Genomic DNA, 14,467 nt, shown 5'->3' on the forward strand with positions numbered 1-14,467 from the left:
CGATGATAGCGGCATTTGTCGTATTCTTCGCGGGATTTTTCGTGCTTAAAAAGTCAGTTGTTTTCTTGCTAACACTCACAGCATTATGTGGCTGTGGTTACAAAGGGGCGCTCTACATTCCTGACGCGCCTGCACAAAACACGTCTGCTGAACCAGCGTCTTCTGAAAATGCAGAAACCGGCGCCGACTCTGACACCAATAACACTTCACCCGTAACTACTTCTGGAGAGCTGAACTAGTGGATTATTTCGCCTACAGCCAAGGTCAGCTTCATGCTGAACAAGTGGCTGTTTCTGATATTGCAGCCCAGCATGGAACGCCGGTTTACATCTATTCACGTGCAACATTAGAGCGTCACTGGCACGCATTTAATGATGCCATTGGTGAGCATCCTCACCTTGTGTGTTACGCGGTAAAAGCGAATTCGAACATCGGTGTATTAAGCGTTCTAGCCAAATTAGGTTCAGGCTTTGATATCGTTTCAGCAGGTGAACTCGCTCGCGTAATCGAGGCCGGCGGCGATGCAAGTAAGGTAGTATTTTCAGGCGTTGGTAAAAAGCATGATGAAATTCGCTATGCGCTACAACAAGGCATCATGTGTTTCAACGTAGAATCAGAGCCAGAGCTTCATCGAATTAACCAGGTTGCGGGCGAAATGGGCGTGAAAGCCCCTATTTCACTGCGCATAAACCCGGATGTGGATGCCAAAACTCACCCTTATATTTCTACAGGTTTGAAGGCAAATAAATTCGGTATTGCCCGTGAGCGAGCGCTTGCTACCTATGAATTGGCCGCATCGCTACCTCATTTAAATGTTGTTGGTATGGACTGCCATATCGGCTCACAGCTCACAGAAATCGGCCCATTTGTAGACGCCTTAGAACGCTTGCTTCTGCTTATTGATGAATTAGCTGAACGTAACATTATCATTGAACATTTAGATGTGGGCGGTGGTCTTGGCGTTACTTATAACAACGAGCAACCACCTCATCCTAAAGCCTATGCACAAGCCATGGCTGAAAAAATGGTAGGCCGTGAAAACCTAAAGCTTATTCTTGAGCCAGGCCGCGCTATTGCAGCAAACGCCGGTATTTTAGTTACCGAAGTTGAATTCATTAAAGAAGGTGAAGAAAAAAGCTTCGCCATTGTCGACGCTGCAATGAACGACTTGTTACGCCCTGCACTTTACTCAGCTTGGCAAAAAATTATTCCTGTAAAAGAAGAAACTACGGCAACACCACGTATTTACGATGTAGTAGGCCCAGTGTGTGAAACTGGTGACTTTATAGGAAAAGATCGTGAATTAGCTATTGAACCAACAGACTTACTTGCAGTTCGCAGCGCCGGTGCCTATGGTTTTGTTATGGCGTCAAACTACAACAGTCGCTGTCGTCCAGCCGAGATTATGGTAGACGGTGACAAAGCAATTGTGGTTCGCGAAAGAGAAAAACAAAAAGATCTCTGGCAAGGTGAGTACAAACTTCCGTAAACTAGAGACAAACTAACAAGATAGATGCGCGTTTAATGCAGGTTCAATTTTCTAAAATGCACGGTTTGGGTAACGATTTCATGGTTATTGATAACGTTACTCAGAACGTCTTTTTCTCTAAAGAAAAAATTCAGCAACTGGCTAACCGAAACTTCGGCATTGGCTTCGACCAGCTGTTGATGGTGGAACCGCCTTACGATCCTGAGCAAGACTTCCACTATCGTATCTTCAACGCGGACGGTTCGGAAGTAGAACAGTGTGGCAATGGCGCGCGCTGCTTCGCACGTTTTGTTAAGCAAAAAGGCCTCATTAATCGCAACAAAATTGTCGTAAGCACCAAAGCTGGAAAAATGGTGCTGTATCTTGAGAAAGATGGTCAGGTTACTGTGAACATGGGTAAACCTGAATTCGAACCTGCGAATATTCCACTTAAAGCCAATAAGCAAGAAAACACCTACATATTGCGAGTCGGCGAGAGCACGCTATTCATTGGTTCGGCATCGATGGGTAACCCACATTGCGTGATGGAAGTCGACGACGTTGATACTGCTAATGTGGCCGAGATTGGTCCGCTTGTTGAAAAGCATGAACGTTTCCCTGAAGGCGTAAACGTTGGCTTTATGCAAATAATCAATGAGTCACATATTAAACTTCGCGTATTTGAACGAGGTTCAGGTGAGACCTTGGCCTGTGGTAGCGGCGCTTGTGCAGCGGTTGCAATTGGCCAGATTCAGGGTAAATTAGGAAAAGACGTGCGGGTGGACTTACCCGGAGGCAGTTTACGTATACGCTGGCCTGGCCCAGATAACGTGTTAAAAATGACAGGGCCTGCTGAGCACGTGTACGACGGACATATAAATCTATGAGCGAATTATCAGGGCAGTCTAACGCTACGCAATTGATTGAGCCATTTAACGACACAACGGAATTGTCGAGTGCCGATGTGCGCGCGTTCTTGTTACAAAACCCTGAGTTCTTTGCCGAGCACCCCGACCTTCTTGAAAAAATTAAGCTTCCCCACGAGCAGAAAGGCAGTGTTTCACTGGTAGAAATTCAAAGCGATCAGCTTCGAAAGAAAGTTAGGCAGCTTAATTTTAAACTCAATCAGCTGGTGAGCATCGCTAAACAAAACGAAAAAATATATCGCGTTTACACCGATTTAAACGTGCAGCTTCTGCGCTGTGAAAGTGTTGCCGAAGTTCAGTTTACTTTGGAAGATGTGCTTCAAGAGCGTTTACAATTGTCGTCGGCGGTCATTAAAAGCTTTAAAGGTCCGCACGCGATCCCCGAACTACAGCAACGTTTATTTACTGAAAAACGTTTTAAAAATACCAACTTTTTCTTTGGTCGATTATCTCAGCACGAACGCCAGCTTCTTTTCGGAGAAAGCCCTGCGGAGTCTGTAGCGCTAATGCTGCTTGGTGACAACCGTGAACTCGGTATTTTAGGTATTAGCAGCAGTGACGCCAGCCACTTCACCCCAGATATGGACACCTTGTTACTTCAACAGCTTCAGCAAGTGCTTAATATCATCTTGCCTGAAATGATGGGATATTAGGTGTAGTGTCTACGGACGCATTGATAAGCGAACCTTGCCAGCAATGGCGAGATAAGTTTCTGCTACATCTACAGGTAGAACGTGGGTTATCTCTTCACACCATCAAAAACTACCAGCGCCAGCTTACCGAAGTTGCAAAGTTACTTGGGCTTTACGAGTGGTCGGGACTAACGCCAAGCGACATAAAGCGGGTAATGGCTGATGCAAAGATGTCAGGGCACAGCCCGCGCAGTATAGCATTGCGCCTATCGGCACTTAGAACCTTCTGCCAATATCTTATCGATCATCAGCAACTATTCAGCAACCCTGTAGAGGGTATTCAAGCTCCGAAACAAGGGAAGCCATTGCCTAAGCAACTAAGCGTAGATGAAATGCAGCAGCTTCTTAATGCCTCCCCCCGAAGCAGTGACGACGATGAGGGTATGCAATTACGTGATGTGGCTATGTTTGAGCTACTTTATGGCTGTGGACTGCGCTTGAGCGAACTGACTGGGCTTAATTTGGCCGACTGTCTAAAGGACGGTACCGTGAAGGTCATGGGTAAAGGAAGTAAACAGCGAATACTTCCGTTAGGCCGACACGCACAAAAAGCACTTAACGCATGGTTAAAGGTACGCCCTGCCTACGCATCACCTTACGAAAGTGCGGTCTTTGTGAGTAAGCGCAAAACCCGCATATCCAATCGACAAGTCGCTAATCGCCTCGATAAAATGGCAAGCGAACAGTCGCTGTCACAAAAAGTAAGCCCTCACAAACTGCGCCATTCCTTTGCTACCCACGTATTAGAATCCAGCGGAGATTTGCGTGCGGTTCAAGAGCTATTAGGTCATGCTAACTTGTCAACGACACAAGTTTATACCCATCTGGATTTTCAGCATCTCGCTAAGGTTTATGACGCGGCTCACCCTCGCGCACACAAGAAATAACGCTACTAGAAGGTTTCCCCATGCAGTTTTTCAGGTCTATCAATAACGTCGAGGCTATGACCTTCGACCTTGATGACACCCTCTACAATAATGAACCTATTATTCGACGCGCAGAGCAAGCCCTTCAAGCGCATATTGCTGAACATCACAAACATGCGGCTAAGCTAACATCACTTGATTGGCTACAGCTTAAACGTGCGGCTATCGCCAAAGACGCGCGGTTGGCTTCTGATATGGGGCAGCTTCGTCGCGTTGTTTTAAACGCTGCACTATCTGGCACGCCAGCAAACCAGTTATCAATAGTCCCTACAGAAGACACTGCATTACGTGCTGCTGTAGACAGCTGCTTTAATTGTTTTTATGACGCAAGAAGCGATTTTGCATTAGCCAGCAATGTTCACCACACCCTCGATAAACTTAGCCAGCACTTACCGCTCGTTGGTATTACTAACGGCAATGTAAACGCGCAAAAAGTAGGGTTAGACCGTTACTTCACGGCGATCTTACACGCCAGTGTGGAACGGCCTATGAAGCCTGCTCAAAACATGTTTGATGAAGCGGCCTCACTGATAAAGGTAACGCCGTCGCACATTTTACATGTGGGCGATAATATTATTAAAGACGTCTTCGGTGCCATTAATGCAGGCTATCAGTCGGCTTGGTTTGCATGTAATCGTCCAATGCAGTTGAAATTAGAACCCGTTTCAGTACTTCCACACGTTCAACTTGATTCATTAGAAGAGCTTATTCAATTTGTCTAGGCGCTATTTATCTCGAAAATACAGACCTCTACTACTCATTCTTTTGCGGGATGTGAACCTTTGAGTAAGCCGCATTATTAAAGGTCTAGAGAGCCGCACTTAGGGTGTATAGATTTTAACGCTCACTCGTTATACACTGAAAACTGAAGTCGTAGTTTTTGTGTCCTCATGGAAAAACCTGCTATCTCGAAGTCAGGGTCGCAACAAGCGTCCAAGGTAGATAAGCCAACCTCGAATGTTCATGAACATGCCGAGACAGGTCGCTCTTTTTGGCCGTTTAAGCCACTGTCTGGCTTGTATCAAGATGTATTTATTATCTTGTCTTGGATTGCCATATGGCAAATTGGACGCATTGTTGAATACACTGAACACGCCAGTGTTTGGTTTCCTGCGGCAGGCTACACCCTTGCATGCTTCTTAGTTTTAGGTTGGCGCGCGGTAGTGCCTATTATGGTGGCCGCCATTGCGATTACCGTCTGGAATGGTCATAACTACTCGCTGCCGTTAAGTAACGTAGAAATGATGTGGGGCGGCGTGTTATTCGGCGTTGCACATATGCTTCCTTACTATGCAGGAGCCAGTGTTCTCGGCCATCTATTGAGAAAACCCGACGTCACCACACCCCAATTAATCGTCTCGTTCTTAATTATCGGCTGTATTTCGTCGTTAGTTGCCACGCAACTTGTCATTGGTTCACTTGTTCTCACTAATCAGATGTCAGCGGCGGATATTAAAGATGCGATGCTGCCCTTTTGGATAGGGGATATGGCTGGTGTTGTTGTGCTTGCACCTCTTTTTGCTGGCTTGTTAGTAAAAATAAGTGCGGCTTCTAAAATAGACCTCTTGGCATTTTCTAACTGCGCTTCATCCGATTTACACAGCTACTTTAAGAAAGTGGCAATCAATTTGGCCCTCATACTATTCGTCATGTTACTGGCAAAACTTACCCAGTCCCGTGATAGTGCATTTGCTATCTTTTTTCTCGCCATTACCCACATGTGGATAGCGTGTACTGAAAGTACGAAGCGCAATGTTTTAAGCCTTGCAATAAGCAGCTTATGCATTGTTTTGCTGGTGCATATATTCGCCTTAATGGATTACGTCAAAGTGTATCAGTTTGCACTCAACGTTATTGCAGCCAACGCGTTGTTTGGTATAGCCATTCCTCAGTTACAAGCAGACAATGCTCTGCTCAAAGACCGTGTTTTTGTGGATACCTTAACCCAAGCTTATACGCGGGAGTATTTGGCTCAGCGCAGCGCACTAGAAATGGCTCAGAGCCGTGAATCTGGAAGCTCGCTTTATTTCGTTATGTTTGATTTAGATAAGTTTAAACGTATTAACGACGAATTAGGCCATGTAGACGGCGACAACGCATTGCGCCGACTAAGTCAGGTGACGAAGGATATTGTGCGTAAAGCTGATGTTTTTGCCCGTTTCGGCGGCGACGAATTTGTATTGCTTCTGCCTAATATCAGCGAGCAAAACGCCCTTAATTTGGTGGAAAAAGTACGTGAAGGAATAAACGCAATCGTTATTTCAGAAGTGTCATTATCATCGAGCTTCGGCGTCACTCTCATGCAGCAAAGCGATACACTCGAGACACTTATTCAGCGCGCCGACCGCGCGCTCTACACATCAAAAGAAAAAGGCGGCAACACAATAACCCTCAAATAATGGGGTCAGAGTACATTTAATCGCTCAAAAACCCCTGAAGACGAAAATGTACTCTGACCCCATTATTACGAAAGCAGACATGTACTCTGACCCCAATTTTATACGTGGGAGTTATCTTCTAGTACGTTTTGGCGCATGGATTCACATGGACTTTGACAAACCGGTCTCCCAACCACTTTAGCTGGAACACCCACCACAGTAACGTGAGCTGGAACACTATTAAGTACAACGCTACCAGCGCCTACTTTTGAGCCTTCACCTATCTCAATATTTCCAAGGATCTTGGCGCCAGCGCCAATTAACACGCCTTGGCGAATTTTAGGGTGACGGTCGCCCGACTCATTACCGGTACCACCTAATGTAACGCTCTGCAAAATAGATACGTTGTCTTCAACCACTGCAGTTTCGCCCACTACAATGCCAGTTGCGTGGTCAAACATGACGCCTTTACCAATACGCGCAGCAGGGTGGATATCTACACCAAAGCTTGCAGAGTTGCGGCTTTGTAAGAATAAAGCAAGCTGGTGACGACCGTGCACCCAGAGGTAATGCGCCATTCTATGCACCTGCACAGCATGGAAACCTTTGAAGTGAAGTAAGGGGGTAAGGTAATCGTTGACCGCCGCATCCCGCGCCTTAATCGCTAGAATGTCAGCAATAGCCGCTTCGCTGATGCCAGGCTCAAGCAAGTAAGCTTCATCGAAAACTTCACGAATGGCGAGCGCAGGCATGACGTCGTCTGCCATTTTGTTCGACAGAATAAAGCTTAGCGACGATTCAAAGTTGTGATGTGCAAGAACACTGGCATGCACATAGCTAGACAGCAAAGGCTCTTTTTCAGCAACAACTTGCGCTTCTTGTTTCAGCGTAGACCAAAAATCGATGGGCGTTGTAAGTGCGGTCATGAGCATGTCCCGTTATATAAAAATGCTGTGTTCTATAAGAAAATTGAGTAAGCAATCTAACTTGTTCCTTGCTGGGCATATCTATGCTGACAAAAGGGAACGCGTAAAAGTTTACCTGAGTTTGATGTGATGCAATACCGATGTGATACCGACCAAGCGCATAATTCGATCAATTTATCGAATTAATTCGTTATAGCTAATAACCGTATCGTACATGTATACATCGTTAAAGCACTCTGCTCTCTCGCTGCGTCTAACTGAGTGCTTCCATTAACTTAATAGAACGTTCAGAGCGCTCGTATCTTTCATTAAATAATACTTAAAATCATGATTGCACACGAACGTATAATGCCGTTGAAGTTTATCTTCACTGGGAAAAACTGGACTGTATAAATTAACAGGCAGGTGGCATAATAGCGCGTTGCTGAATGTATAACACTATCAACTAACAGGTACCACACTATGGATGTATCTCGACTGCTAGACGAGCTAAACGAAAAACAGCGTGAAGCAGTAGCAGCCCCACTATCTAACGCCCTAGTTTTGGCTGGCGCGGGCAGTGGTAAAACCCGCGTATTAGTGCATCGCATTGCGTGGTTAATGGAAGTCGAAAACATCGCCCCTTTTTCTATTTTGGCAGTGACCTTTACCAATAAAGCAGCCAAAGAAATGCGCGGCCGAATAGAGTCGTTGATGGGTCGCAGCCTGCACAATATGTGGATTGGTACCTTCCACGGGCTTGCGCATCGCTTACTACGTGCGCACCATGCAGAAGCCAACTTGCCTGAGAATTTTCAGATAATTGATTCGGACGATCAATATCGACTTATTCGCCGCATTCTGAAGGCCATGAACCTGGACGAAAAGCATTGGGCGCCTCGTCAAATTCAGTGGTACATAAATGGCAACAAAGACGAAGGCTTGCGCCCTCAGCACATTGAAACCCACGGCGATCATATTCAAAAGACCATGCGCGAAGTCTATGCGGCATATCAAGACGCTTGTGACCGTTCAGGCTTGGTAGATTTTGCTGAACTGTTGCTACGCGCACATGAATTATGGGCTAAAAACCCAGAAGTATTAGCCCACTATCAACGTCGTTTCCGTGCAGTGTTGGTAGACGAATTCCAAGATACCAACAATATCCAATATGCATGGCTTCGTATGCTGTGTAGTGGTGGTAATAATAACATTATGATTGTTGGCGACGACGATCAGTCTATTTACGGCTGGCGCGGCGCAAACGTAGATAATATTCAGCACTTCCTGAAAGACTTCAACGAGCCTAATACTATTCGCCTTGAGCAGAATTACCGCTCTACAGGAAACATTCTTAAAGCGGCGAACACGGTTATCGACAACAATACGGGCCGCTTAGGGAAAGAGCTTTGGACGGAAGACGCGCAAGGCGAGCTTATTTCTGTATATGCGGGTTTCAACGAGCTAGATGAAGCGCGCTTTATTGTTTCGAAAATCAAAGATTGGCTGAATCAAGGCAACGCCCTTACTGATACCGCCATTCTTTATCGAAACAACGCCCAGTCTCGAGTACTGGAAGAAGCCTTGCTACACGAAGGGCTGGCGTATCGCATATACGGCGGTCTGCGCTTCTTCGAACGCCAAGAAATTAAAGACGCCCTTGGCTATATGCGCATGGTAAGCCACCCGCACGACGATGCAGCTTTCGAGCGTGTAGTAAACACCCCAAGTCGCGGTATTGGTGAGAAAACCTTATCGCAAGTGCGCGACACCGCGCGAATGCACAACTGTTCAATGTGGCAGGCGTGTCAGTTGCTCATTAATGAAGGTGGCTTCAAAGGCCGCGCGCTAAACGCTATGCAAAGCTTTGTATTGCTAATTACTGAGCTAGAGCAATCCACGTTAGATGAGCCCCTTGACCAACAAGCCGATAAAGCTATTCGCCAGTCTGGTCTGTACGCTATGTACCAAGCAGAGCGCGGAGAAAAAGCTCAAGCACGTCTAGAAAACTTAGAAGAATTGGTTACTGCATGTAAAACCTTTATCGTGCCTGAAGAAGCCGAAGAAATGTCGCCTCTGGCAGCCTTTCTAGCTCATGCGTCGCTGGAAGCGGGTGAAACCCAGGCGGATAAAGACCAGGACGCCGTGCAGATGATGACCATACACACCGCCAAAGGCCTTGAATTTCCGCTGGTATTCCTAGCAGGTGTAGAAGAAGGCATGTTCCCTAGCCAAATGACCAACGACGAGCCAGGTCGAATGGAAGAGGAACGCAGACTTTGCTATGTTGGTATGACCAGAGCAATGCAAAAGTTGTATATTACTTATGCAGAAAGTCGTCGACTCTATGGCCAAGATAAGTATCATACTGCTTCTCGATTTATTCGCGAAATGCCAGCAGACTGCGTTGAAGAGGTTAGGCTGAAATCGACGATTTCGCGGCCCGTGCACAACCGCTTTAGCCAAGCGACGTCGCACGCCAGTTTTGAAGAAACGGGCTTTAGTTTAGGTGAGCGAGTTGTACACCGTAAATTTGGCGAAGGGATCGTACTTAACTACGAAGGGAGTGGTGAGCACGGTCGAGTTCAAGTAAACTTCGACGAATTTGGCAGCAAATGGCTGGTACTTGCTTACGCAAAGCTGGAGAAAGCGTAACATTATTAATAGGCAAGGTAGCCTAAACCTAAGTTGAAATGTATGCAGCAACACGTGCTGATCATCGAAAATGGTGAAGGCAACCTTGAACTTATAGCGAAATTAGTACGCCGGGCAGGTCTTACCCCCGTTGGCGCAACGTCGCTGACAGAAGGCAAAGCACGGTTTTCGCAAAATATGCCGGAAACCTTTCTGTGTGCTATTGTTGCATACTCGCTTCCCGATGCACCAAAAGGCGAAGCCATCGACTTTACGGTTGAGTCTTTCATTCCCACCATTGCTACAACAGAAAGTTTAGATAGCGCTATTCGCGATAAAGTCCTAGAACGTGACGTTGTCGATTACATTCCCAAAGAAAATTCGCAGAACTACGACTACCTGAATCGTCTTATTAGCAGATTAGAAAAAAACAAGTCTACTGGCGTCGTCGTCGTAAGCACTAATCGGGTGTTGCGCTCAAAAACCGTTTCATTACTTCAGCGCCACAATTTTATTGCGTTTGAATGCCTAACGGCTACAGACGCTATGCAATGCTTGTCTGAACACAAAAACGTACGTCTTGTTATCACTGACAACACGTTGCCTGATATGACAGGCACGCACTTTGTCGCCAGTTTAAGAAAAGCCTTTTCGAAAGAGCAGTTGGCAATTATGGGCGTTGCTGGAGGCAAAGGCATGTTAATGTCTGCGCACTTTATTAAAAGTGGTGCAAATGACTTCTTACGAGTGCCCTACTGTCATGAAGAATTCTTGTGTCGCGTGATGCAGAACGTGGAATATATTGAGAGCGTTGAAGAAATTCGTCGTGTGGCCAACACCGACTATTTAACAGGTTTGCCTAACAGGCGCCACTTCTTCTACATGGTTACTGTACAACACCAAAACCTGTCTGAAGATCACGCTCTCGCCCTTATTGACCTAGACTTTTTCAAATCGATAAACGATACCCATGGCCATGACGCAGGTGACATTGTGCTAAAAGCCATGGCGGCCCTTATTGAGTTTTATTTTCCAGACGAAATTATTTCCCGCTTTGGTGGCGAAGAGTTTTGTATATACATGCCGTCAACACCACTAAAAGAAGCCTGTGAGCGTTTAGACGACTTCAGAAAAGTGGTGGAAGCGGAAATTATTCAACTGCCTAAAAGCGACATTAAAGTGACCTGCAGTATTGGGGTAAGTGGCGCCCACACTCAGCGCGTAGATAAGCTACTAAGCCTTGCCGACAAGCAGCTTTACGCCGCCAAAAATAGTGGGCGTAACCAAGTGAAGTGCGAACCACCAGGTGTTCCTCAGCAAGAGCAAGCTTCACTGCTTTAGCTTTTCACTCAATCAACCGCCGCTAAGCTGTCCGACGTTTCATTAAAGACTTGTGCGCAAAAGCCCCTACTCCACCGCTAGCTTTCGCGCTTTACGCTGACTGCGGTAATTAACTAGCGAGTCGGCACTAAACAAGATAAGCGCAAACCACACAAAGCCGAAGGTTACCAAGCGCGACTCTTCAAGCGGTTCGCCGTAAAGGTAAACCGCCAGAATGAACATAAGCGTAGGGCCAATGTACTGAAAAAAGCCCAGCGTTGAATACATAATGCGCCTTGCTGCAGCGGTAAAACAAAGTAGTGGCGCGGTAGTTACAATGCCAGCCGCCAAAATAAGGGTATTTAGCGTGGCGTCGTTATTAAATAAGTTACTGAACTCAGAGCCAAAGAAGATCCAGTAAATAATAGCGAATGGCGAGAGCATTAAGGTTTCAATGAATAGGCCGGGTAGCGAGTCTACTGCCACTTGCTTGCGCAATAAGCCATACACGCTAAAACTTCCCGCAAGCACCAGGGCAATCCACGGCACGTGGCCGTAAGAGAAAATAAGAATAGCCACGCCAATAACGGCAAGCCCAACGGCTACACGCTGTAAGTTACGCAACCTTTCACCTAAGAAAAGTCGTCCTAGAAATACGTTGATAAGAGGGTTGATGTAATAGCCAAGGCTTGCATCAAGAATATGGTCGTTATTAATTGCCCAAATAAACAAGAGCCAATTCGCCCCGAGTAACAAGCCAGCAACGAATAAAATCTGCATAACGCGCTTATTGCGAAGGGCGGCGCCCACTTTGGGCCACTGCTTTAGCGCGGCAATAAGCCCAACCAACAGCACCACAGACCAAATTACCCTGTGCATTAGGATTTCAGCAGCCGGCAATACCATCAACTGTTTGAAATAAACAGGTGCAACACCCCACATACTATATGCGGCAATTGCACAAATAACGCCGACTTGAGCGGCACTGGCTTGCTTAGACAAGACTGACTCCAACGAAATTCGGGGGAAGAAGGCGCGTATTGTTTATCAGGTTAGGTGAATTCACAACCCTTAACGCTTTCCAATGCGGCAAAGGACGTGTAACAAGCGGCATAATTAATGAAACGCAATTAACAAAAAATGAAAAAGCCCCACTAAATGTGCTCATTCAATGGGGCCTAAGATGCGTTCCTCATGAAAAAACAGGACAAGGTTTATCGCGGGAATGGTGCTACAGCAGAAACAGTGTGCCCAAACCTAAGAATGCTACAAAGCCTACAATGTCGGTTACGGTAGTCAAAATGACCGACCCCGACAGTGCTGGGTCTATTTTCAGCTTGTCCAATATTACAGGTACAAACACGCCTGCAAGTGCGGCGGCTACAATGTTGAACAGTATGGCCAAACAGATAACCAACCCTAACATGGCATCGGTAAACCAGAAATAAGCAACAACGCCAATTACCAAGGCCCAAATCACGCCATTAACGCCGCCTACTTTAAGCTCTTTCACCATCAGCGCCCGTAAGTTGGCAGGCGTGACCTGCCCCAACGCCAAGCCGCGTACAATCAGGGTTAGCGTTTGACTACCTGCAATGCCTCCCATACTTGCCACTACCGGCATCAGTACCGCAAGGGCAACCACTTGTTGAAGGGTGCCTTCGAACAATCCAATAAACCACGAAGCTAAAAATGCGGTAAGCAAGTTAATGCCAAGCCAAAGGGCACGATTTTTCGCACTTTTCGCCACAGGCGAGAATAAATCTTCGTCCTCATCCATACCGGCCGAAGCCATCACTTGGCGTTCGTAAAACTCGTTAACCAACTCACTTGCAGAGGTCACATCTAATCGGCCGAGAAGCTTGTTGTTTTCGTCAACTACCGGCAGCGACGCAAGCCCAGAACGTTGAACAAGTAGCGACGCATTCATAGTGTCGTCAGCCCCTTGAATGGTCGTCACACTTTCTTCCGACAAGTCGAATAGCGACACGTGATCTTGCGCATTGAAGAGGTGGCTAATTTTAACCAGCGCGGAAAATTGACCTGAGCGGTTCACCAAAAAAATGCTGTCACAATGCTGAGGTATGTCACGTCTTAATAAGCGTAGCCCTTCGCGCACTTTCGCGTTCGAAGGTAACACTAACTGCTCGTGGTTAACCCAGTGCCCTATTTGGTTATCGGGGAATTGTGTCGCTTCTCTGAAGTACTTACGCTCTTTAGAATCTAGTGATTCATAGGCCATGTCGACTAGGCGTTTTGGCAATGAATCGAGTAGTTCCAGTAAATCTTCTGCGTCAATATCAGCAAAAATAGACGCCCATTCGTCGTGCGGCGTATTGTCGATAAGAATTTCACGGGGGTCGCTACGCATCTCAACCAATACGTCGAGCTTACGGTCGCGAGGAATGCCTTCCCATACCGCCAAACGTTTTTCTACGGGCAACGATTCTAACAGTGATGCGATGTATACCTCGTCCTGCCCCGCAAGGGTGGCTAACAAGGTCGCCGGATCGTCACCCATACTTTCGGTAACAATCTCTTCAATTAAATCTGGTAATGGCTCTGCCATGCTACACCTCCCGTTAATACCGCTCACTTCCTTTACACAACGTAACAACAGGCATTGTGGGATGATGCAAACCTATTAAGACACTGCTATCCCAGCATATATGTACCCGTACCAAAGGCTATATGATCGCCTTTTTCGTTGTGCAATTCCATTCTACAAACCACTAATTTACTGCCCTTGCGTATAATCGTGGCTGTCGCAACAAAGCGCTCGCCTCTTCCCGGCCTTAAGTAGTCAACGCGCATATCGACCGTACCCATGGTGGGCAATCTAACTTGAAGGTCCGCAAGGTGTTCACGTGCGGTTTGTTTGATGGTTTCTACAATTGAAACTAAACCACCGATGGTGTCTAGCATAGTCGCTGTTACACCGCCGTGTAGGATTTTTTGCATTGGATTGCCGGTCAGCGTTGGTTGCCAATCAAGGTGCAGGGAGATCTGTGTATCCAGCCCCTCTCCTTCAGTAACAAATTCCAAGCCCAGCAACTGGTTAAACGGCATAGTATCACGAAAAAGCGCAATTACATGTTTAATCATTAGTTCATGGTTTAGTGTTTCGCTGCCCTTAGCTTCGTCTTTATTAGTCGTTTTATTATCCACTCGCTTTCCTTGATGAATTGATATTTGTAATGTGCTTATAAGCAACATTA

General features: G+C 46.4%; 13 protein-coding genes. 9 read left to right on the top strand and 4 right to left on the bottom strand.

Annotated elements, in window-relative coordinates:
* Window positions 1-2: 2 nt before the first annotated feature.
* From lptM to AWH61_RS16135, 7 genes are all read left to right on the top strand, one after another.
* Window positions 3-239, top strand: a complete 237-nt coding sequence (gene lptM / locus AWH61_RS16105; protein ID WP_014947852.1) for an LPS translocon maturation chaperone LptM — start codon at window positions 3-5, stop codon at window positions 237-239.
* Window positions 239-1,489 (top strand): diaminopimelate decarboxylase, encoded by a 1,251-nt coding sequence (gene lysA, locus AWH61_RS16110; RefSeq protein WP_075177630.1) that lies wholly within the window; start codon window positions 239-241, stop codon window positions 1,487-1,489. Before lptM ends, lysA begins: the two co-directional genes overlap by 1 nt.
* Window positions 1,490-1,524: 35 nt before the next feature.
* Window positions 1,525-2,355, top strand: a complete 831-nt coding sequence (gene dapF, locus AWH61_RS16115; RefSeq protein WP_014947850.1) for a diaminopimelate epimerase — start codon at window positions 1,525-1,527, stop codon at window positions 2,353-2,355.
* Window positions 2,352-3,047 (top strand): DUF484 family protein, encoded by a 696-nt coding sequence (locus AWH61_RS16120; RefSeq protein WP_014947849.1) that lies wholly within the window; start codon window positions 2,352-2,354, stop codon window positions 3,045-3,047. Before dapF ends, AWH61_RS16120 begins: the two co-directional genes overlap by 4 nt.
* A gap of 5 nt (window positions 3,048-3,052) precedes the next feature.
* The gene (gene xerC / locus AWH61_RS16125; protein ID WP_075177631.1) at window positions 3,053-3,973 is read left to right on the top strand and encodes a tyrosine recombinase XerC; all 921 of its coding nucleotides are present in this window, start codon (window positions 3,053-3,055) and stop codon (window positions 3,971-3,973) included.
* 20 nt (window positions 3,974-3,993) lie between these two features.
* Window positions 3,994-4,734, top strand: coding sequence for an HAD-IA family hydrolase (locus AWH61_RS16130; protein WP_014947847.1), 741 nt, complete (start codon window positions 3,994-3,996; stop codon window positions 4,732-4,734).
* Between the two features lie 168 nt (window positions 4,735-4,902).
* Window positions 4,903-6,411 carry a sensor domain-containing diguanylate cyclase gene (locus AWH61_RS16135; protein ID WP_075177632.1) on the top strand — a complete coding sequence of 503 codons (1,509 nt, stop codon included), beginning with the start codon at window positions 4,903-4,905 and terminating at the stop codon, window positions 6,409-6,411.
* Window positions 6,412-6,509: 98 nt separating this feature from the next.
* Here the strand turns inward: AWH61_RS16135 and cysE are convergent, their stop codons facing one another.
* The gene (gene cysE / locus AWH61_RS16140) at window positions 6,510-7,316 is read right to left on the bottom strand and encodes a serine O-acetyltransferase (protein WP_014947845.1); all 807 of its coding nucleotides are present in this window, start codon (window positions 7,314-7,316) and stop codon (window positions 6,510-6,512) included.
* 462 nt (window positions 7,317-7,778) lie between these two features.
* On the opposite strand from cysE, the gene uvrD reads away from it, so the two are divergent.
* Both uvrD and AWH61_RS16150 read left to right on the top strand, forming a co-directional pair.
* Window positions 7,779-9,950, top strand: a complete 2,172-nt coding sequence (gene uvrD, locus AWH61_RS16145) for a DNA helicase II (protein WP_075177633.1) — start codon at window positions 7,779-7,781, stop codon at window positions 9,948-9,950.
* A 42-nt stretch (window positions 9,951-9,992) separates the two neighbouring features.
* Window positions 9,993-11,270, top strand: coding sequence for a GGDEF domain-containing response regulator (locus AWH61_RS16150; RefSeq protein ID WP_075177634.1), 1,278 nt, complete (start codon window positions 9,993-9,995; stop codon window positions 11,268-11,270).
* 66 nt (window positions 11,271-11,336) lie between these two features.
* On the opposite strand, the gene rarD is transcribed toward AWH61_RS16150, so the two are convergent.
* The 3 genes from rarD to AWH61_RS16165 all read right to left on the bottom strand — a co-directional run bounded on the left by rarD (window position 11,337) and on the right by AWH61_RS16165 (window position 14,417).
* Window positions 11,337-12,251 carry an EamA family transporter RarD gene (rarD, locus tag AWH61_RS16155; protein WP_075177635.1) on the bottom strand — a complete coding sequence of 305 codons (915 nt, stop codon included), beginning with the start codon at window positions 12,249-12,251 and terminating at the stop codon, window positions 11,337-11,339.
* 229 nt (window positions 12,252-12,480) lie between these two features.
* The gene (locus AWH61_RS16160; protein ID WP_014977961.1) at window positions 12,481-13,818 is read right to left on the bottom strand and encodes a magnesium transporter; all 1,338 of its coding nucleotides are present in this window, start codon (window positions 13,816-13,818) and stop codon (window positions 12,481-12,483) included.
* 86 nt (window positions 13,819-13,904) lie between these two features.
* Window positions 13,905-14,417: a thioesterase family protein gene (locus AWH61_RS16165; RefSeq protein ID WP_075177636.1), complete on the bottom strand. Its 513-nt coding sequence runs from the start codon at window positions 14,415-14,417 to the stop codon at window positions 13,905-13,907.
* Between the last annotated feature and the right edge of the window lie 50 nt (window positions 14,418-14,467).

It is taken from the genome of Alteromonas sp. W12 (assembly GCF_001924945.1).
GTDB classification, from domain to species: Bacteria; Pseudomonadota; Gammaproteobacteria; order Enterobacterales; family Alteromonadaceae; genus Alteromonas; species Alteromonas macleodii.